Raw genomic sequence first — 21,142 nt, 5'->3', positions numbered from 1 at the left:
AGTAAATGATTTCAAACCCCAAATATCAATCAAACATCCATTACAGCTAACTAAAATACTAGTTATAAAATATTACAAGAAATATTAAGTTGGTTATTTCAATTCCTATATAAATTCCTTTTTAATATTACAAAGACACAAACCTGTTTCTGTTTTTAAGCACTTTTGGAAGATAACGCCTTCCTTCGCTTGTAGGAAGTCTGTGAACCAATCTGTAATAAACTTCTTTTGGGCTCAAAGAATTAACGATAGCTATTGCCCTGTCCCTTCTTATGTTAAAAACTCTTAAAACATTCCCTATTCCGCTGTTGTATGCTGCTATCATCATATATTCTCGACTCACAGGATTTTTTATTTTAGAGAGATATCTATAATATAATAAATTCAAATAAGCGGAACCTATATGGATATTGTTTTTAGGTACAAACAAAAATTCCTTACTTGGAATATGTTTATATCCGTAAGCCCTTTCATAACCTTCCACTCCCGCAGTAGTAGGGACTATCTGCATAAGCCCAAAAGCCGGCACATAACTTACTGCATAAGGGTTAAAATCACTCTCGGTTTTAATAATTCCCAAAATTAAACTTTTAGAAATATAGTACTTTTTAGAATATTCTTTTACATAAGGCAAATATTTTTTAGCCCTTACTATTTCACTGTTTTTCGCAAGAGGAAAAGTGACATTATAAATCCTCTGTCCCCTGTAAATATAATTCCTTAATTTATGTTTTATAAGATAATCAGCATATCTGTTTGCCCTCCACTTATATAAAACAAGTTTTCCTTCATTATCATAAACCTGCCCGGCTAAAAAAGGTTTGCCTTTTAAAACAATCTTATCACTGAATAAATCAACACTTCTCGGGTCTTCCGGCATAAGCATAGTGTTAACAAGAGCCGTTTTCAAAACATTTTTATAATTTTTATCTATCGTTTCAACTTTTACAAATCCCCTGTCAAAATCAATAATAGCCCTGGCCCTGTAATGACTTGAATATTTAACTAATTTTTTTGTTGTAGGTTTTTTAGGATTTTGCCAAATTGAAATTGCTTTTGTAAATTTTTTAACTTCTAAATTAAAATGATAAATAAAATTTTTTATATCTTTTGCAAGTGCATTTGGATGAGTTATATAATAATTTTTTTTTCTAATTAAATAACTTTTTAATGCCGTTTTTGGATTTTTGGAAACTGCAATAGAAGCTATATTTTGATAATCACCAACACTGCATCCAGTTAAAAGGAATAATAAAATTAAAAATATTTTTTTCATAAATAAAATTATATTAAAAATTAGAAAATTTATAGAATAAAAGATAAATAGGCACTAACTAAATATAAAATAAAAATATTGTAGTAAAAATATTGCAGCTTTATAGTGACAGACACTTTATTATAAATAAAGAATTAATCTTCTCATTATCCATTTTTAATTTTACATTTACATGGTGGCTCCGGCGAGAGGACTCGAACCTCTGACCCGACGGTTAACAGCCGTCTGCTCTACCGACTGAGCTACGCCGGATTGACGTTGAAATTATAACAAAAAATTTTTAAATTTCAATATAATTTAAAAAAATTGACAAGAAAAAATAAAAATTGTACAATTCGTTATATATTTTTTTATATAACGTATAAGGAATAAAATGAAAAAAATTATTTTACTAATTATTTCAGTAAAAATTTTTGCAAACTGCATTATTGGAATTACCGGCGGATATAAAGAAATCTTTAAACCTTTATTAAAACAATACAATTCAATACATAAAGAAAAAATAAATGTAATATATGGACCATTAGGTACACTTATTGCCAACGCTAAATTTAAAAACATTGCCATGATTTTTGGAGAAAAAGAAACTTTAAAAGAAAATAATTTTAAAAATTTTATACCCATTGGAAAAGACAGATTAACAATAATCTGTAAAAAACAAATAATTATAAATAAATTAAACAATTTAAAATTAGCAGTTCCAAATCCAAAAGGGACAATTTACGGCGAAAGGGCAAAAGAATTTTTTAACAATTCAAAAATTAATCCTAAACACATATTAACTGTATCTATGATGCCTCAGGGAATCAATTATTTACAAATGAATCTTGTTGAGTGTGCAGTAGCTAACAAAGCAATGGCGATTTTTTTCAAAAACAAATATAGGTATTTAGAAATTAAAAATAATTACAACCCTATAATATTGGGCTTTGCCGAAATTAAAAACAATAAGCCCTGCAATAATTTTATTCATTTTTTAAAATCTGAGAAAATAAAAAAATATTTAAAAAGTAAGGGAATATGTTTTTAAATCAGGAAGCTGTTTTTTCAATAATTTTATCCCTTAAAGTTTTAGCAGCAGATTTGTTACTGCTTATTATTGCAGGAAATATTATATCCTTTTATTTGGCGGAATCCAATTCAATTTATGCCAAAATTATCTCTTTTATATTGGATTTACCTCTTGCCCTACCTCCTATTGTAACGGGTTTTTTACTTTTATATTTTCTTTCACAAAACAGTTCTTTGGGACAGATATTATCAAAAATGCATATTAATCTAATTTTTAATTTTTATTCCTTGGTTTTAGCCGGTTTTATTGCATCTCTCCCATGGTATTCAAAACCGCTAATTTCAGCTATAAAAAACTATCCTGTGAATGTAAAAGAAGCGGCTTATATAAGCGGAAAAAGCAAATTAAATACATTTATGTTCGTAATTCTTCCCGGAATAAAAAAAACTTTTTTAGTATCCATAATATTATCTATAACTAGAATTTTTTCAGAAATAGGAATTTCTTTAATGCTTGGAGGAAACATTCCTTTTAAAACAAACACCATTTCTCTTGAAATATTTACAAGTGTATTTAACGGAGATTTAAATACCGCTTTTAATTTAAGTATTATTATGTTTATAATTTCATTAATATTCTTTATAATTTTAAAAATTTTGGAAAAAGAACGTTAAGTTCTGTATTCCGCATTGATTTTTACATAATCATAACTCAAATCACACCCAAAAGCCCTGAATTCACCATCACCCATTCCCAAATCAACTTCTATTTTAAAAGAATCTTTTTTCATTACATTATGGGCTTTTTCTTCTGTGACTTTGTCAAAATAAATTTTACCCCTCTCATAAACCAAAACATCACCTATTTTAATAGATAAAGCATTTTCATCACATTCCACTCCGCTTGCACCAATTGTTGAAGCAATTCTTCCCCAGTTCGGGTCTTCCCCGAAAATCGCTGTTTTTACAAGAAGTGAATTGGTAAGCGCTTTTGCAGCTATTTTGGCTTCATTTCTGTTTTTAGCACCTTTTACTTCAAATGCTACGAGTTTATTTGCACCCTCCCCGTCTCTTACAATATCTGTTGCAAGTTTAAGCATTACATGATTTAGAGCCTGCTTAAAAGCCTCTTTTTCATAACCACCATCTCTTGTAGTCATTAAAAACACGCTGTCATTTGTGGAAGTGTCCCCGTCAACACTGATTGCATTAAATGTATTCTCATTAACTTCTTTTAAAATTTCTCTCATTTCATTTTCTGGAATATTGGCATCAGTTACAATAAAGCAAAGCATCGTAGCCATTGCCGGATTTATCATCCCAGCACCTTTTGCAACACCCGCAATTTTAAATTTTCCAAATTTGCCTTCCACTTCAAAAGCTATTTCTTTATGAAAAGAATCCGTAGTCATTATTGCTTTTGCAAAGTTTTCTGAATTTTTGGCATTAAAATCAAATTTATCAATAGCATTTTTTATTTTTTCTTTATCTATCCTAACTCCGATTACCCCGGTTGAACTCATTATAGGATTTACCACATTTGTTTTTTGAGATAAATAATTTAAAATCTCTTTTATGTCATTTATTCCCTCTTCTCCTGTGAGGGCATTTGCATTTTTTGAATTTGCTAGAACAAAATTTGTTTTTTTAATATTTTCCCTTAAAACATATTTAATAGGTGCCGCCTGAAATTTATTTGTGGTAAAAAGATAAACAACATCCATTTCTTTTTCACTTCTTATAAATCCGACATCAAACCCCTCTTTTTTAAATCCTCCATTTACTCCGTCCGCATAAATACCATCAATACTGCAAAGTCCGTTTTTTACAGGTGTGATTCTAAACATCATTTATCCTTTAAATAAAATCTATATTTTTTGGTTTTTTAGTACTTCTTATCACAAATCTTGCTTTTGGCATATCTTTTGAAGTACCGACTACTAATAATTTGTCTCCTGGCTTTAATATATATTCACCTTTTGGAATAGGTATAAATTTTCCACTTGCTTCCTGGACACCAATAACACTTACATTAAAAAGTTCTCTTAAATGAGTATCTTTTAACTTTTTGTACGCCACCCAAGATTTCTTACTAACAGTAATTTCTTCCAAATCAAGCGGGGTGTCTGTTGAATATACAAACTCTTCCAAAATATTCTTTACATCAGGTTTTACTGCAATTGCAGTCATTCTTTTGGCAACTAATTTGTTAGGGGATAAAACTTCATGAGCCCCAAGTTTTGTTAGTTTTTCAATATCTTCTTCTGTTTGGGCGACTGAAAGAATATAATAAGGATGACGGTTAAGTTCTTTTTCATAAAGTTTTACACTACTGATTAATGCAATATTGTCTGCTACATTTTTAGACAGAGATATTACGCCTTTTGCACTACTTAAGGAGGCTTTTTTAAGTGCGAGTGTTGTATGAGGGTCGCCCTTTACGAAAAAAGGATATTTATATTTTTTTGCAATTTCTTCCAAATTTTCATTATTGTCAATTACCACAAACGGAATATGGGCGCGTCTAAGTTCTTTTGTCAAATCCATTGTATATTCATTATGAAAACATACAACATAATGGTTTTTAAGTCTTGCAATTTTATAAAGCATTCTATTCTCCTTAAGTAGCGATAAAAGACGCCCTTTATTAATTACATCAACCAAAATTCCCACTGCATAAGAAAACACAGCAAATCCGGCGACAATCAAAAATATAGTAAAAAGTCTTCCCATAGGAGAAATCGGAGCAATTTCACCAAAACCGACAGTTGTAAAAGTAATGCCTGTTTGATAAATAGCATCCATTAAAGAAAAATGATCAATAAATATATAACCAAGCGTACCAAACAATTCGATTAAAATAGTAAGAATAAGGGGAGCTCTGAACGGTTTTAATTCAGACCAGATTTCAGAAGATAAGTCAACTTCGGGTTTTCTGGAAATTTCCCAATGAAAAAATTTAGATAATTTTCCCTTAAAAGTCATAAAAACCCCATAAATTGGGGAAAATTTATACTGATTTCTTTAAATTTCTAAGACAACTTGTACAAATTCTGATTCTTCTTGATACACCGTTGATCTTAATTCTAACGTTTTGAATATTTGGATTAAATTTATGTCTTGTTTTTCTATTTGAATGGCTCACTCTGTTTCCAAATTGAGGACCTTTTCCACAAATTTCGCATTTTCTTGCCATTTAATATCCTTTTTCTTTATTTGAGTTTGAAATTATATCAAAAATTTAATTTATTTAAATTTTATTTTTTCCTTAAAAAAAGGAATCAGTGCAATTCCTCATTAAGTTTTACTTCCCTTCTGCTTCTAAACGCCACCATTTTACCTTTAGTTGTATCAAATCTGTAATGAATTCCATTAAGCCCGGCTAACTCCAAACCTTTAAAATATTCTTTATATTCCGCATTCCAGCTTGGATTTACCTCTTTTATTTTATTAAACTCATCTTCGCTAATCCAGATTTTTGTACCCTCAAGTACTGCAATTCCCGCATCAACTATACATCCATCCCCCAGAGGTATTCCAGTTACCGAATTGGCGCCAAGCAGTGTATTTCTACCGATTGTAATAGGATTTCCGTTAGTTCCGCTAAGCACTCCCAAAATACTCGCACCTCCGCCAACATCTGCACCTTCTTTCACCACTGCGGATGAGCTGATTCTACCCTCAACCATTACAGGTCCCTCGGTTCCAGCATTAAAATTAATATAACTAGCTCCCGGCATCACAGTAGTGCCTGGTGCAATCTGAGCACCGAATCTGACTTTACTTGTATCAAGGATTCTTATATTTTCTTCTGGAATGATATGAGAGAGGTATCTTGGAAATTTATCAACATACTCAATTTCAGGAAAAGAATCTCTAAGTTTCATTTCAATTTCATGAGCTTTTAAATATTCAAGTTCAATTGGAACATTGCCTACCCACGCTACATTGTGTAACACTCCAAAAGCTCCATTTAAATTAATACTTCTAAGAGGTACTTTTCTAGTAGATAAAGCATATAATTTTAAATAAACTGATTCTACTGATTTTGGAGCGGCATCTTCAAATAAAAAGCAGATTCTATAATTATCATAAAGTTCTTCTTCAAAAATATCTTTTAATACTTTTAAAACCTGAATATTTTTATGTTTATCGCCGACTGCTTCAGCAATAAGATCTTCCCCAAAAAATTCAAGTGCCCTGTCCACAAAAGATTTATTTATAGGTGCTACAAACTCTGAATCGTTAAAATTAACATCAACCCCGCACTCAATTAAACTTCTGATAAACACGGCGGCGCTTCCAAAATTTTCATTCCAGTTGATTACAGGATATGTCGCCTGCAGAACTTTATCATGGTTTAACTGCCCGAGATCTACCCTTGCTATTCCAAAAGCAAGCGGCTTTCTGTAATCTTTTATATTTTCCACTAACTTTTCAAACATCTAAATCCTTTTTTGCAAAATTATACCAAAAGTCATTTCAATTCACATTTCAATGCTAAACTTATAAGTTTTTCCGCAAGTTCCTTACTTTTGTCTACTACATAAATATTTTTTTCTTTATAATAATTTACTTCATTTTCATCATCGCTTAAAACAATGATATTTAAATTGGGATTGATATCTAAAATATTTTCCACAATCATATGGGTATGTTCTTCGTTTTGAGTAGTAATAATTACGGCACAGGCATTTTCAATATCTAAACTCTCAAGTACCCTTTTATTAGCTGCATTTCCAAAAATTACATTATCACCTTTTTTCAACCCTTCTTTTACAAGCTCAATCTGTTTATCAATCGCTACATACGGAATTAACTGATTATTAAGTTTTCTTGCGATTCTCTGACCTATTTTATCGTAACCTATCAAAATTATATGGCCGTTTGCACCAGCTGATTTTATTTCGTATTCTTCAAAACCTTGAATATTTTTATCAAACAAATCAGCAATTTTATAAATATATTTAACAATAAAAGGCGTTAAAATCATTGAAATAACCGTCGCAACAATTAATTTCTGAAGCAAACTTTCATCAACTAAAAAGTACCTGCCTAAAAGAGCAAATATTACAAATGCAAATTCACCTATTTGTGAGAGAATAAAAGCCGATTTTATTGCTACCCTTTTATGCCTTACAAAAACAAATAACATCAAATAAATTAAAAAAGCTTTTGATAACATAAACGTAATGGTTATTAACAGTATAGAGAACAAATTGTGAATAACAAAATGAATATCAACCATCAATCCGACTGATACAAAAAATATCCCGAGTAGTAAATCCCTAAAAGGCACCAAATCAGCCTCAATTTGATACTTGTATTTCGTTTCACTTAAAATCATACCCGCTAAAAACGCACCAAGTGAATAACTGAGACCAAAAAAATGAGCTGTTTCCGCCGCTGTTAAAACAACAAGTAAAACAGTTGCCAAAAAAATCTCATCAGATTTTGTTTTGGTAGCCTGTGTAATTATAAAAGGGGCAATATACTTACCGAAAATGTAAATAAAAAGTCCTAGACCTATAAAACCTTCAACTGTTTTAAGTACAAGGGGTAAAAACGGTGTGTCTTTATTTACTATAATCGAAATTGCAATTAAAATAGGAATAACTGCAATATCCTGAAAAAGTAAAATTCCAAGAGACAACTTACCGTAGGGCTTTGATATCTCATGGGATTCATTTAAAAGCTTTAAAATAATAGCCGTAGAACTAAGTGCAATTGCACTTCCTAAAATAAATGAAACCCTTAAATCCACATCTAAAACAATCCAAAAAAAAACTCCAAAAAATATTCCAACTAAACTCATTTCCAAAAAACCGTATAAAAAAACCTCTTTTTTCATACTTTTTAATTTTTCAGGAGAAAATTCAAGCCCTATTAAAAACATTAAAAATACAATACCGATTTCTGCAACTAATTCTATTGTCTTGTGATCTATATGAAATAAATTTGTAATTATTATCCCGGTGAAAATATATCCTATAATAGGAGGCACTTTAAATTTAGCTAAAGGAATATTAAATAAAAGTGCAATAAAAAGTAATACTATAACTATTAAAATAGGACTAATCACCAATTACCTTTAAATACACCTTTCTCTCTCTTGGACCGTCAAATTCAACTAAAAAAACACTTTGCCACTCACCTAAAACAATATCCGCATTTTCAATAATGAGTGTTAGACTTGTTCTAAAAAAAGCCGCTTTTAAATGAGCTCTTGCATTTGAATGACTATAATCCTTATGCGGGACAATATCTTTAAGCATTCCTAAAAGTTCCCTTCTCAAACTAGGGTCGCTCTTTTCAAAGATAACAACATTTGCAGTTGAATGAGGACAAAAAACTGTAACAATACCATTTTTTACACCACTTTTTATAACGGCTTCTTTTATCTCTTTTGTAATATCAATCATCTGTGATTTATGGTCAGTTTCAAATCTAAGCGTTATCATTTCTCTCCTTTTTTAAAAATTCTTTTAAAATTTTATACTCTTTTTTATCAAAATACCTGGTTTTTCCAACAGGCAGGGCGTTAAGACTCACCCATCCGTAAGAGAGTCTTTTTAAATCCATTACATCTCTTCCGAAATGGGCAAAAAAACGTCTTAATTCCCTGTTTTTACCCTCACTTATGGCAACCTTTAAAGTTGAAAATTTAGGGGAGTTTTTAATTATCTGGGCACTTATAAAAGGTTTTAGTGTAATTTTTTTAAAATCTGTATTTTTATGCGCCCCTTCTATCCCGACCTCAACTCCTTCCTGCATAGCTTTTATCATCTCTTCTGTTATATCGCCTTTGATTCTCAGCTTGTAAACTCTTGGCAGATCCGATTTCATAAGTGCTTCTGCAACTCTTGGCGAATCTGTTAAAATCAAAAGTCCCTCAGTTGCAAAATCAAGCCTCCCAACCGGAATAAAATGCTTAAACCTTTTTGGAAGAGAATCATATATAGTTTTTCTACCCTGAGGGTCTTTTTTTGTAACCAGCTCCCCTTTTGGCTTGTTATATACAATACATGTATATTTTGTACTTCTTTTAACAGGCTTTCCATTTACAAAAACCCTGTCACCATCTTCTACATCATAAGCCGGATTTGTAACAATCTGCTTATTTACTTTAACCCTGCCATCAAATATAAGCCTGTCGGCTTCCCTTCTTGAATAAGTCGTATGATGGCTTATAAATTTATTTAATCTCATTTAATTCCTTTTACATTATCCATTTTCCATTATCCATTATTTAATCCCAGCTTCCACCAATTGATGAATATGTATAACCCCAACAACTTCATTATTATCATTTACCACAGGTAAAAGCTGAATTTTATTATCCTCCATAAATTTAAGCGCATCACTTGCCAGAACATTTTCACTTATGGTTTTCGGATTTTTTGTAGCAAAATCAATAGCTTTTTTATTCAAATCAAAATCATTACTCATCATAGCACGTCTTAAATCACCATCGCTTAAAACCGCTTTGACTTTTTTATTATTCAAAAACAAAATATGTCCAAGTTTACCTTCTGTCATTTTAATAATGGCTTCTTTTAAACTCTCTTTTTCATCAGCAACAGGAAAATCTTTTTTCATCAAATCTTTAACTTTTATAAAAAGCCTTTTTCCAAGAGAGCCTCCCGGATGAAAAGAAGCAAAATCCTCTTTTGTGAAGTTTCTTTTTTTCATAAGGCAAACCGCCAGGGCATCCCCCATAGCAAGTGTAAGGGTTGTAGAAGAGGTAGGCGCTACATTAAGAGGACACGCTTCTTTATTTACGTGAATATTCAAAACCACATCCGCATATCTTGCTAAGGTTGAAGTTTTATCTCCCGTCATTGCTATTAAAGGTACTTCAAATCTTTTTATATGGGGCAAAATTTTAATAAGCTCTTCACTCTCACCTGAATAACTGATGGCAATTACACTGTCGTCTTTGCCTATCATTCCAAGGTCGCCATGGAGAGCCTCTGTTGGATGAATAAAAAAACTCGGAGTTCCAGTACTTGCAAGAGTGGCTGCAATTTTTCCGCCAATAAGACCTGATTTTCCCACACCGGTAACTATAACTTTACCTTTAGTATTAAAGGCAATTTCAACAGCTTTTTCTATTCCGCTTACATCTGCATTTAAAAGTTCATTTGCTTCTGTCTGCAAAACTTCTTTTGCAATTTTTTCAAAATCCACTTATTTCCTTTTTATTAAAATTATATCAAAAATTATCTGTTACAATATTTCACATTAATATTTTTTATTATGCATAAAAATGTAACAATTTGTAAAAAAAGCATATAATTACAATAAAAAAGGAATGGTTATGAGCTTTATTGAAGAATATAAAAAACACACTGAGGAAAGAGCAAAACTTGGTATTCCACCGCTTCCATTAACAGCAAAACAAGCTGCCGAACTGGTAGAACTGCTAAAAATGGTACCTATTCCTGAAGAAGAATATTTAATGGATCTATTCTTAAACCATATAAATCCGGGTGTTGATGATGCCGCTTATGTAAAAGCTGCATTTTTAAACGATATTGTTCAGGGAAAAGCATCAAGCCCTGCAATTTCTCCAAAAAGAGCGGTTGAAATCTTAGGAACAATGCTTGGAGGATACAATGTAAAACCTTTAATTGACGCCCTTTCTCATAAAGATGAAGAAATTGCCAAAGAAGCTGCAAATCAGCTTAAAAATATTTTATTGGTTTATGATGCATTCCATGATGTGGAAGAACTTGCAAAAGCAGGAAACAAATACGCAAAAGAGGTACTTGAATCTTGGGCAAATGCCCAGTGGTTTACTTCTAAAAACCCATTACCTGAATCAATCAAAGCAGTGGTATTTAAAGTACCGGGTGAAACAAATACAGACGATTTGTCTCCTGCAAGTGAAGCATTTACAAGAAGCGATATTCCACTTCACGCTACAAGTATGCTAAAAGCCAAAATGCCGGATGCTCTTGATAAAATTGCCGAACTTAAACAAAAAGGGTTGCCTGTTGCATTTGTTGGTGATGTAGTGGGGACTGGAAGTAGTAGAAAATCTGCCGCAAACTCTCTTATCTGGCATATCGGTGAGGATATTCCATATGTTCCAAATAAAAGAAGGGGCGGTATTGTAATAGGAAGCGTTATTGCTCCTATTTTCTTTAACACACTTGAAGATTCCGGAGCAATGCCTATTGAAGGCGCAGATGTCAGCAGTCTTGAAACAGGTGATGAAATTGAAATCAGACCATATGAAGGAAAAATTCTTAAAAACGGAGAAGTTGTAAGCGAATTCAAACTAAAACCAAACACACTTCCAGATGAAGTAAGAGCAGGTGGTAGGGTTCCGTTAATTATCGGTAAAAATCTTACAAAAAAAGCAAGAGAATCTCTTGGAATGGAACCGGAAAGTGATATTTTCATAAGACCGGAACAGCCAGAAGGAAAAGAAGGAGTAGGATATACTCTTGCTCAAAAAATTATCGGAAAAGCCTGCGGAATGGAAGGTGTTAGACCTGGTATGTATGTAGAACCTACCGCCACAACTGTAGGTAGCCAGGATACAACAGGGGCAATGACAAGAGATGAGATAAAAGAACTTGCAGCCCTTGGATTTAATGCCGATTTAGTACTTCAAACTTTCTGTCATACAGCGGCTTATCCAAAACCTGCAGATGTGGAACTTCACCACACACTTCCGGCATTTATTACAAGCAGAGGCGGTGTAGCTCTAAGACCAGGTGATGGTGTTATACATTCCTGGCTAAACAGAATGATACTGCCGGATACCCTTGGAACCGGAGGGGATAGCCATACAAGATTTCCAATGGGTATAAGTTTTCCTGCAGGTAGCGGACTCGTTGCATTTGCAGCAGTAACAGGTTCAATGCCGCTTAATGTACCTGAGAGTGTACTTGTTAGATTTAAAGGAGAGCTTCAACCTGGAATTACTTTAAGAGACTTGGTAAATGCAATTCCATACTTTGCAATTAAACAAGGCTTGCTTACAGTTGAGAAGAAAAACAAAAAGAATGTATTTAACGGAAGAATTTTAGAAATTGAAGGTGATATTATTAGAAACCTAACAATTGAACAGGCATTTGAACTTGCCGACGCATCAGCTGAAAGAAGTGCTGCGGCATGTACTGTAGATGTAAGCGAAGAGCAGGTTGCAGAATATCTTAAATCAAACATCAAAATGCTTGAAGCTATGATTGAAGCCGGATATGAAGATAAAAGAACACTTCAAAGAAGAATTGACAAAATGAAAGAATGGCTTGAAAATCCTAAACTTCTTAGACGTGATGAAAATGCCGAATATGCGGCTGTAATTGAAATTGACTTAAATGAAATCACCGAGCCAATCGTGGCATGTCCAAATGACCCTGATGATGTGGCAACAATTTCTGAAGTATTGGCAGATGAAAAAAGACCGCATAAAATCGATGAGGTATTTATCGGAAGCTGTATGACAAATATAGGTCACTACAGAGCGGCTGCAGAAATACTTAGAGGTGAAGGACAGGTACCTGTTAGACTCTGGATTGCACCTCCTACCAAAATGGATAAAGAAAAACTTACAGAAGAAGGATATTACGCCGTATTCGGTCAGGCAGGTGCAAGAATAGAAATTCCTGGATGTAGTTTATGTATGGGTAACCAGGCAAGAGTAAGAGATTATGCAAATGTATTCTCAACTTCTACAAGAAACTTTGACAACAGAATGGGTAAAGGTGCTAAAGTTTATCTCGGAAGTGCAGAACTTGCCGCTGTAATTGCACTGCTTGGCAGAATCCCAACTCCGGAAGAATATAAAGAAATTTATGAAAGAAAACTTGCCGGAAAAGAAGATAAAGTTTACAATTATCTATACTTCCATAAAATGCCAGAAGAAGAAGTTAAACATATGCTAAACCTTACAATCCTTTAATCTTCTTCTTTCCTTATGAAAATAGCCCTAACTGGTGCGAACGGATTTATAGCTTCAAATATAATTAAAAAATTTCCAAATTATATTACAATTAATAGAAATGATTCAGAAAAAGATATTTTAAAAAAACTGGAAAATGTAGATGTTGTTTTTAATTTAGCTGGAGCCACTATTTTAAAAAGATGGAATGAAAATTATAAAAAAACACTTGTCTCAAGTAGAATTCAAACGACAAAAAAGCTGGTAAATGCAATAAATAAAAGTAGTATTAAGCATTTCATCTCAACTTCGGCTATTGGAATTTATCCTGATAATACTCCCTGTGATGAGAGTTGCACAAATTTAGCAGATAATTTTCTTGGAAATTTGGCAAAAAAATGGGAAGAAGAAGCGTTAAAATCAAATAAACCGACTGCCATTTTTAGGCTAGGAGTCGTTTTAGGAAACGGGGGCGCACTTAAAGAAATACTTTTACCTTTTAAATTTGGCTTTGGCGGTATTATAGGTAATGGAGAGATGAAAATGTCGTGGATTGATATTGACGATTTAATCAGAATGTATCAATTTATTATTAAAAATCATCTCACAGGCATTTTTAACGCAACAGCTCCTTATTCCGTTACAAACACAGAATTTACAAAAACTCTAGCAAAAACATTAAATCGACCTGCTATTTTTAAAATCCCGGAATTTTTACTTTATTTGAAATATAGTGAAGGGGCAAAAGTTTTAACCTCTTCAAAAGAAATTTATCCAAAAAGGATTTTAAAAGAAGGATTTGAATTTAAATATCCTACAATAAAAAAATCATTAAATCATTTACTTTGCAAAAATAATTAATTTTTTATTAGTTTAATTTTTTTTTGTGTTTTATCAGTTTTATATGTAATATTAATAGCCAAATATCTAAACAAGAAAAACACTCCTATTAAAACCACAAACAAAAAAATTTCTTTTTTATCTTTATGATTTGTAACCAAAATAAAAATTTCCCTTATAAAAAATATTATAGCCGCATCAATCATATATCTGAGTTTAATCCTTTGTCTTTTAAAAAAAACAAAAAGCATCTGCACCACTTCTATAATTACGATATATTCTAAAATCAAACTTACCAAATGATAAAAATCATAATGAAAAATTAAAAGAAATAAAAAAAGAATTGAAGCTATTATAATTTCAACATGTTGCACAATTCCCCTTTTTTGTGGAATTATGCTAAAACAAAATTACATTTGAATAACAAAATACTGTACAAACCCTATAATTCCACCAAGCACCGCTCCTGCAAAATTGATAAAACCAAAATGTTTTTTCATTAAAACAAAAAGCATATCTTCAAGACGCTTTTCATCAAACGAATTTATTTTATCTTCTACAATCTTTTCAATATTGGCTTTAACTAAAATTGTAGGAAGCTCGTTTTCCAAAAAAATATAAATTTCATTTAACAGTTTTTCTTTTATCTTATCTTTGTTTACAAATTTGTTAAGTGTAATTCCCAAATTTATTTCGCTAAGTAGTCTCTCAATTGAAGCAGTGTCTATAAATGAAGCAAACATAGGAAATTTTGTTTTAATCAGATTATCAATCCATCCCGCAAGATTTTTGGCAAGTATTTCTTTTGGAGTAAGTTCAGTAATATCCTGGGCTAAAAAATTTTCTATTTCTTTATCTAAAAATTTATCAATTTCTTTTTTAACTTCATCGTTTGTAACAATTTTTTTAATCTCTTCTTCACTTAAAATATAATTTTTTACAACTTCTCCCACTTTCCTTGCAAGAGTGGCTTTTTCCCTTGGAATTACCCCCTGAGGGAAAACAGTGACATTCTTTAATTTTAGAGATTTATAAGGCCTAAAAAGAAGTTTTATTGCAACATAATTAGTTACATATCCTATAATTGCCCCTATTCCGACACTAGCAGCTAAAATTTGAAGTTTCATTCAAATATTTCCTTATATTTTTCTTCATCAAATCCGACAATAACATCACCACTGTCTTGTTCAATCACAGGCCTTTTAATAAGTAGATTCTCTTTACACAACCATTCTAACATTGCCTCTTCGTTAAGATTATATTCTTTTAATTTCAACTGTCTGTATTTTGTACCCCTTTTATTAAAAAGAGTATTTATATCAACCTTTTTAAGCCACTTTTCTATTTTCTCACATCCTACCGGTTCTTTTTTTAAATCATGAAATTCATATTTAATATTCCTGTCATTAAAAAATTTAAGAGCTTTTTTCACACTTCCGCATGTTTTAATTCCATATATTTTCATTCATTCTCCTTAATCGGTTTAACATTCAATACTTCTGTAATATAAAAAAATCCGCCTCTAAGTCCCACCACATCGAGACCTAAATTTTTGGCAACCTCAACAGCTTTATTTAAATTTGACAAAATTCCTCTGTCATCCATAATCGCATATTTTTTACTTTTATCAAGCATTAATAGTTTACTTGCAAAATATTCATCGAAAGGAATATTTACAGAATTTGGGAGTTTTCCATAAAATTCCACATCTTCAGGATCTCTTATATCTATAATTGTTCTTGTCTTTACATCATTATAATCAGGAAAAGGGTCTTTTTTTAATTCAACTTTTACCTGCTTGTTTTTTTTTAAAAAATTAAACATTTCGCTCCTTTGTTATAATTTTATCAAAAATACCGATATACGCTTAAATATATCACAAAAGGGGAAAAATGTCTTCAATTTTTGAAAAAAACATAAAAGCTTTATTTGATAAAAATCCAAATCTTGCCACTGAACTTTTTGGCTTGCGTAATACCAAATTCGAAATTTTCCAACATGGCGACGACCCAGCCAATATAAATCTAATAGATAAAGAAAAAAAATTACCTCTTTATGAGACCAAACCATTAGATGAAATAGAATCTCAAAAAAAATTATTTGACAAAAAATATATAAGATATCCCGTTTTATTTTTCTTTGGAATTGGAAATGGAATTTTAATAAAACTTTTATTAAATAATCCAATAAGAAAAAAGATAATTGTTATAGAACCTGATACTCAAATTTTATTTATTGTTTTAAACTTAATAGATTTTGCAAAGGAAATTGAAGAAAATAAACTAATTCTTTATAAATTATCTCAATTTAACTATCCTGAAGCTATAAAAATTATGTCCAATTCTGATATAGTGCTATTTGTTAAAACATATGAGTTACAAATAAATACAAAATATTATGAAAAACTATATTCTGAAGAAATAATAAATGTTAATAGAATTTTTGCCCAAGCAATAAAACAATCAATTATAAATTTTGGGAATGATACAATTGATACTTTAATAGGAATAGAACACTCTATTAGAAATTTTCCAGAAATGCTTAAAAATCCACCAATTCAATCAATAATCGGCAAAAAAAACTCTGATATAGCAATTATAGTTTCTACCGGTCCATCTTTAACTAAACAATTACCATTATTAAAAAAAATACAAGATTATGTAACAATAATTAGTGTTGACGCTTCAATGCCAATACTTGAAAAATGGGAAATAGTGCCTGATTTTGTAACAAGTCTAGAAAGAGTAAAAGATACAGCAAAATTTTTTAAAAAAACTTCTAAAAAATTCCAAGAAAAATTTATCACTATACATGCTTCGCTTCAACATGAAGAAGTATTGAAAAATTCTTACGGACCAAGAATTTTATCAATGAGAGGTTTCCAATATAATAGATATTTCGGTCTAAAAAAATATGGCTATCTCGGGATTGGAATGAGTGCTGCAAATATGGCTTATGAACTTGCATATTTACTCGGATTTAAAAAAATAGTATTAATTGGGCAAGATTTGGCATATAGTGAAGATGGTACAAGTCATGCTAAAGGACATGTATATGGAGAAAAAGAAATAAAATTTAAAGAAACAGATGAATATGTTACAAAATATGGGGGAGAAGGTACTATAAGGACTTCTCAAACTTGGCTTATGTTTAAAAATTTTTTTGAAAAAGATATTTATGAAACATCTCTTGAAGGTATAATAACAATAAATGCCACAGAAGGTGGTGCCAGAATTGAAGGTAGTATTGAAATGCCGTTTATTGAAGTTATTAATAAATATGTAACAAAAACTCCAAAAACTAAAATTAAACTTAGAAAACCAAGAAAAGATGGATATATTAAAAATTTACAAAAAGCTTATAAAAAAATATTAAAAATGATAAAAATTGGAGAAAAAGTAAAAAATGAAACAGAAAAAGTTTTTGTTGAAGTATCTGAAACATTTGATGAATTAGTAAATTTAAATAAAAACAATCAACTTGAAAAAATAGATTTTAATAAATTAAAAAGATTATCAAAAAAAATAGATAAAATTAAAGAAAAAATAGAATCAAAAACTTTTATGCAGTGCTATGGAGAAACAATAATTTCATACTTAGTCAATAAAGAAACAGATTTAGCTAAAATACAAGTTCAAAATTCTCAAACAGATATTGAAAAAAAAGCAAAATTGATAGACTGGATAATGAATCACAAAGAATGGTTATTTAATTTAGCAGGCAGTATAAATGCACAAATTATTACAATTCAAAGAGCATTGCCTTTCATTGAAAAAGAACTACAAATAACTCAAAAATAATTTCCTCTTTATTATAAAAAGAAGCTGCAAAAACAGCTTCTAAAAAAATCATTTAAAAAACGTTTTTAAATTATTGTAATAATTTTAGGACGTTTTGTTGAATAGCATTAGCCTGAGATAAAGCATAACTACCTGATTGTGCTAGAATATTATGTTTTTGGAAATTAGCTGTTTCAGCTGCAAAATCCACATCTCTGATTTGACTTTCAGCCGCTTTTACATTTACCTGTGTTACTGAAATGTTGTTTATTGTGCTTACCAATTGATTCTGTACTGAACCAATGTCAGCTCTGATTTTATCAAGTAGTCTTTGAGCACTTTGGGCAATATCCATAACAGCCATTGCACCTTTTATGGTTGTAACACCTGCTCCAATTCCACTATTATTTTCTGTTGCTATTATAGTATTGGCATTTGCTCCGATTGCACTCGCCTGATCTGCATTAAATGACCCTTTAATTGTTCTTAAATTAATACTTGCCTGAGCCATATTGCTTGTTACACCGATTTTACTTGCATTTGTTCCGGAAATTTTTATATCTCTTCCATCAAGTCTGACAAATGTCAATCTTCCTACTATTGTGTCTGTTCCTGAAGCCTTTGTAAAGTTTCCTCCTCCAAGCACTGTTGAAGCTGAACTTGTTGATACTTGAATAGCCCTTCCATCCAAACTTCTTAAATTTAATTTTCCTTCCTCATCTATAAATGCTTCCACACCTGTTTGGTCTTTTACTGCATTTATCGCCGCTACTAATGTACCGTCTCTGTCTGCGTGTTGTACTGTTAAATCCCCTATTTCCACTCCATTGATTTTTAATCCGTGAATTGTCCCTGATTGCACAGCTTTTGATGCCGTACCTTGTACCTGCCATGAAGCCCTAACCCCTGTTAAATCAGAGTTTTTGTTTATAACTTCTGCTAATACTCCTAATCCTGTTCCCGCACTTGTTGATATTACAACTTCTTCTAATTGAACATCTTTTTTTCCGTCAACTGATTTGAATTTTAAATCAACTGTTGTTAATGCATCAGTTGTTGAAACTTTTAAATTTGCTGTTGTTTCAAATCTTGTATTTCCTATTTTATCTGAAGAAGTAGCACCGATACTTGCTTGTACTGTTTCATTAGAATATGCGCCTATTTGGAATTTTTGATTTGTAAAACTACCGCTAAGTAATTTTTTACCGTTATATGATGTTGTTTGAGCAATATTGTCAAGCTCTTCCATAAGTCTTACTATATCTTCTTGAAGCGCTTTTCTTGTATCTGTTGTCTGTCCGTCCTGTGCAGCCTGAGTAGCCTTTACTTTAATCGTATCAAGAATTTTAACCTGTTCATCCATTGCTTTATCCGCAATTTGAAACACACCGATAGCATCGTTTGCATTTCTGATTGCCTGGCCCAAACTGTCTGCCTGGTCTCTTAAACTATCTGCAATTTGAAGTCCTGAAGCATCATCCGCTGCTTTATTGATTCTTAAACCTGTACTTAATTTTTCTAATGAACTGCTAAGTTCCCTATTATTTGCAACTGCTGCCGTATGTGCAGTAAGGGCAGCTATATTAGTATTTATCCTAAACCCCATTGTTTATCTCCTTATTATTTTAAAAAGGAGAAGCAAAAGGTGTTCCAAAACAATAAAAAAAACGAATAACATAAATTTGAAGGTAATAAATTAAAAAAGAAGAAAAAGGCAAAAAGCCTTTTATTATTGAAGTAATCTCATAACATTTTGTTGAACAGTATTAGCCTGAGATAAAGCATAACTACCTGATTGTGCTAATAGATTCCATTTTTGGAAATTAGCTGTTTCAGCTGCAAAATCCACATCTCTGATTTGACTTTCAGCCGCTTTTACATTTACCTGTGTTACTGAAATGTTGTTTATTGTACTTACTAATTGATTCTGTACTGAACCAATGTCAGCTCTGATTTTATCAAGTAATTTCATAGCACTATCAGCAATATCCATAACAGCCATTGCGCCTTTTAGGGTTGTAACACCTGCTCCAACACTTTCTGTATAATGTGCTACATTTGAATTAGCATGCACACCAATCGCACTTGCCTCATCTGCCCCAAATGAATCTTTAATTGATCTTAAATTGATAGTAGCCTGAGCCATATTGCTTGTTACACCGATTTTACTTACATTTGTTCCGGAAATTTTTATATCTCTGGCATCAAGTCTGACAAATGTCAATCTTCCTACTATTGTGTCTGTTCCTGAAGCCTTTGTAAAGTTTCCTCCTCCAAGCACTGTTGAAGCTGAACTTGTTGATACTTGAATAGCCCTTCCATCCAAACTTCTTAAATTTAATTTTCCTTCCTCATCTATAAATGCTTCCACACCTGTTTGGTCTTTTACTGCATTTATCGCCGCTACTAATGTACCGTCTCTGTCTGCGTGTTGTACTGTTAAATCCCCTATTTCCACTCCATTGATTTTTAATCCGTGAATTGTCCCTGATTGCACAGCTTTTGATGCCGTACCTTGTACCTGCCATGAAGCCCTAACCCCTGTTAAATCAGAGTTTTTGTTTATAACTTCTGCTAATACTCCTAATCCTGTTCCCGCACTTGTTGATATTACAACTTCTTCTAATTGAACATCTTTTTTTCCGTCTACTTTTGTAAATTTTAAATCAACTGTTGTTAATGCATCAGTTGTTGAAACTTTTAAATTTGCTGTTGTTTCAAATCTTGTATTTCCTATTTTATCTGAAGAAGTAGCACCGATACTTGCTGTAATAGTCTCATTAGAATATGCGCCTATTTGGAATTTTTGATTTGTAAAACTACCGCTAAGTAATTTTTTACCGTTATATGATGTTGTTTGAGCAATATTGTCAAGCTCTTCCATAAGTCTTACTATATCTTCTTGAAGCGCTTTTCTTGTATCTGTTGTCTGTCCGTCCTGTGCAGCCTGAGTAGCCTTTACTTTAATTGTATTAAGTATTTTAACCTGTTCATCCATTGCTTTATCCGCAATTTGCATAACTCCGATAGCATCGTTTGCATTTCTGATTGCCTGGCCCAAACTGTCTGCCTGGTCTCTTAAAGCATCTGCAATTTGAAGTCCTGAAGCATCATCCGCTGCTTTATTGATTCTTAAACCTGTACTTAATTTTTCTAATGAATTGTTTAAATTTCTATTTGTAACCATTACTGAAGCATGAGCATTTAATGCAGCTACATTTGTCCTAATTCTAAATCCCATTTTTAACTCCTTTTAAATTTTCTGATGGCTTCCTTGCCATCTTAAAGGTATATCGACATTAAAAAAATTTTTTTGATATAATTTTTAAAAAAAAGTAA

20 protein-coding genes and 1 tRNA gene are annotated in these 21,142 nt (G+C 31.6%); 5 read left to right on the top strand and 16 right to left on the bottom strand.

Annotated elements, in window-relative coordinates:
• Positions 1–127: 127 nt before the first annotated feature.
• Both LNAT_RS04700 and LNAT_RS04695 read right to left on the bottom strand, forming a co-directional pair.
• Positions 128–1,276, bottom strand: a complete 1,149-nt coding sequence (locus LNAT_RS04700) for a murein transglycosylase domain-containing protein (protein WP_096258869.1) — start codon at positions 1,274–1,276, stop codon at positions 128–130.
• 176 nt (positions 1,277–1,452) lie between these two features.
• Positions 1,453–1,528 (bottom strand) — tRNA-Asn (locus tag LNAT_RS04695).
• A gap of 121 nt (positions 1,529–1,649) precedes the next feature.
• Here LNAT_RS04695 and LNAT_RS04690 point away from each other — a divergent pair.
• Entirely contained in the window at positions 1,650–2,306 is a 657-nt protein-coding gene (locus tag LNAT_RS04690; RefSeq protein WP_096258868.1) for a molybdate ABC transporter substrate-binding protein, read from the top strand.
• A complete protein-coding gene (locus LNAT_RS04685; RefSeq protein WP_096258866.1) occupies positions 2,297–2,962 on the top strand; it encodes a molybdate ABC transporter permease subunit in 666 nt (221 codons plus the stop codon). Before LNAT_RS04690 ends, LNAT_RS04685 begins: the two co-directional genes overlap by 10 nt.
• On the opposite strand, the gene argJ is transcribed toward LNAT_RS04685, so the two are convergent.
• From argJ to LNAT_RS04645, 8 genes are all read right to left on the bottom strand, one after another.
• Positions 2,959–4,134: a bifunctional glutamate N-acetyltransferase/amino-acid acetyltransferase ArgJ gene (gene argJ / locus LNAT_RS04680; protein ID WP_096258865.1), complete on the bottom strand. Its 1,176-nt coding sequence runs from the start codon at positions 4,132–4,134 to the stop codon at positions 2,959–2,961. The two genes, LNAT_RS04685 and argJ, sit on opposite strands and share 4 nt — an antisense overlap.
• A 10-nt stretch (positions 4,135–4,144) precedes the next feature.
• Complete coding sequence (locus tag LNAT_RS04675; RefSeq protein WP_096258863.1) at positions 4,145–5,272, bottom strand: NAD-binding protein; 1,128 nt, start codon at positions 5,270–5,272, stop codon at positions 4,145–4,147.
• 25 nt (positions 5,273–5,297) lie between these two features.
• A complete protein-coding gene (rpmB, locus tag LNAT_RS04670; protein WP_096258861.1) occupies positions 5,298–5,483 on the bottom strand; it encodes a 50S ribosomal protein L28 in 186 nt (61 codons plus the stop codon).
• An 85-nt stretch (positions 5,484–5,568) separates the two neighbouring features.
• Positions 5,569–6,732 (bottom strand): tetrahydrodipicolinate N-succinyltransferase N-terminal domain-containing protein, encoded by a 1,164-nt coding sequence (locus LNAT_RS04665; RefSeq protein WP_096258860.1) that lies wholly within the window; start codon positions 6,730–6,732, stop codon positions 5,569–5,571.
• A gap of 32 nt (positions 6,733–6,764) precedes the next feature.
• A complete protein-coding gene (locus LNAT_RS04660) occupies positions 6,765–8,369 on the bottom strand; it encodes a cation:proton antiporter (protein ID WP_096258858.1) in 1,605 nt (534 codons plus the stop codon).
• On the bottom strand, positions 8,362–8,748 hold the full coding sequence (locus tag LNAT_RS04655) for a secondary thiamine-phosphate synthase enzyme YjbQ (RefSeq protein WP_096258857.1): 387 nt from the start codon (positions 8,746–8,748) through the stop codon (positions 8,362–8,364). Before LNAT_RS04655 ends, LNAT_RS04660 begins: the two co-directional genes overlap by 8 nt.
• The gene (locus LNAT_RS04650) at positions 8,735–9,496 is read right to left on the bottom strand and encodes a pseudouridine synthase (protein ID WP_096258855.1); all 762 of its coding nucleotides are present in this window, start codon (positions 9,494–9,496) and stop codon (positions 8,735–8,737) included. Before LNAT_RS04650 ends, LNAT_RS04655 begins: the two co-directional genes overlap by 14 nt.
• Positions 9,497–9,532: 36 nt before the next feature.
• Positions 9,533–10,477, bottom strand: a complete 945-nt coding sequence (locus LNAT_RS04645) for a KpsF/GutQ family sugar-phosphate isomerase (RefSeq protein ID WP_096258854.1) — start codon at positions 10,475–10,477, stop codon at positions 9,533–9,535.
• A gap of 130 nt (positions 10,478–10,607) precedes the next feature.
• Between LNAT_RS04645 and acnB the strand changes: the two genes are divergently transcribed.
• Both acnB and LNAT_RS04635 read left to right on the top strand, forming a co-directional pair.
• On the top strand, positions 10,608–13,205 hold the full coding sequence (gene acnB, locus LNAT_RS04640) for a bifunctional aconitate hydratase 2/2-methylisocitrate dehydratase (protein ID WP_096258852.1): 2,598 nt from the start codon (positions 10,608–10,610) through the stop codon (positions 13,203–13,205).
• A gap of 15 nt (positions 13,206–13,220) precedes the next feature.
• Positions 13,221–14,045, top strand: coding sequence for a TIGR01777 family oxidoreductase (locus LNAT_RS04635; RefSeq protein WP_096258850.1), 825 nt, complete (start codon positions 13,221–13,223; stop codon positions 14,043–14,045).
• Here LNAT_RS04635 and LNAT_RS04630 read toward each other — a convergent pair.
• Genes LNAT_RS04630 through LNAT_RS04615 form a run of 4 tightly spaced genes read right to left on the bottom strand, consistent with a single transcriptional unit; the run spans position 14,042 to position 15,848 of the window.
• Entirely contained in the window at positions 14,042–14,398 is a 357-nt protein-coding gene (locus tag LNAT_RS04630; RefSeq protein ID WP_096258848.1) for a phosphate-starvation-inducible PsiE family protein, read from the bottom strand. The genes LNAT_RS04635 and LNAT_RS04630 overlap by 4 nt on opposite strands.
• Positions 14,399–14,434: 36 nt before the next feature.
• Complete coding sequence (locus LNAT_RS04625) at positions 14,435–15,151, bottom strand: DUF445 domain-containing protein (protein ID WP_096258847.1); 717 nt, start codon at positions 15,149–15,151, stop codon at positions 14,435–14,437.
• Positions 15,148–15,489, bottom strand: coding sequence for an arsenate reductase family protein (locus LNAT_RS04620; protein WP_096258845.1), 342 nt, complete (start codon positions 15,487–15,489; stop codon positions 15,148–15,150). The genes LNAT_RS04625 and LNAT_RS04620 overlap by 4 nt, the downstream gene beginning before the upstream one ends.
• Positions 15,486–15,848: a rhodanese-like domain-containing protein gene (locus tag LNAT_RS04615; protein WP_096258843.1), complete on the bottom strand. Its 363-nt coding sequence runs from the start codon at positions 15,846–15,848 to the stop codon at positions 15,486–15,488. Before LNAT_RS04615 ends, LNAT_RS04620 begins: the two co-directional genes overlap by 4 nt.
• Before the next feature lie 68 nt (positions 15,849–15,916).
• Here LNAT_RS04615 and LNAT_RS04610 point away from each other — a divergent pair, with 68 nt between their 5' ends.
• Positions 15,917–17,824 carry a motility associated factor glycosyltransferase family protein gene (locus tag LNAT_RS04610; RefSeq protein WP_096258841.1) on the top strand — a complete coding sequence of 636 codons (1,908 nt, stop codon included), beginning with the start codon at positions 15,917–15,919 and terminating at the stop codon, positions 17,822–17,824.
• Positions 17,825–17,894: 70 nt separating this feature from the next.
• On the opposite strand, the gene LNAT_RS04605 is transcribed toward LNAT_RS04610, so the two are convergent.
• Positions 17,895–19,409, bottom strand: coding sequence for a flagellin A (locus tag LNAT_RS04605; protein WP_096258839.1), 1,515 nt, complete (start codon positions 19,407–19,409; stop codon positions 17,895–17,897).
• A 123-nt stretch (positions 19,410–19,532) separates the two neighbouring features.
• Positions 19,533–21,044, bottom strand: coding sequence for a flagellin A (locus LNAT_RS04600; protein WP_096258837.1), 1,512 nt, complete (start codon positions 21,042–21,044; stop codon positions 19,533–19,535).
• Positions 21,045–21,142 lie beyond the last annotated feature (98 nt).

This window comes from Lebetimonas natsushimae, assembly GCF_002335445.1.
Classification (GTDB): Bacteria; Campylobacterota; Campylobacteria; order Campylobacterales; family Nautiliaceae; genus Lebetimonas; species Lebetimonas natsushimae.
This window is presented reverse-complemented; position numbering and strand designations above follow the sequence as displayed.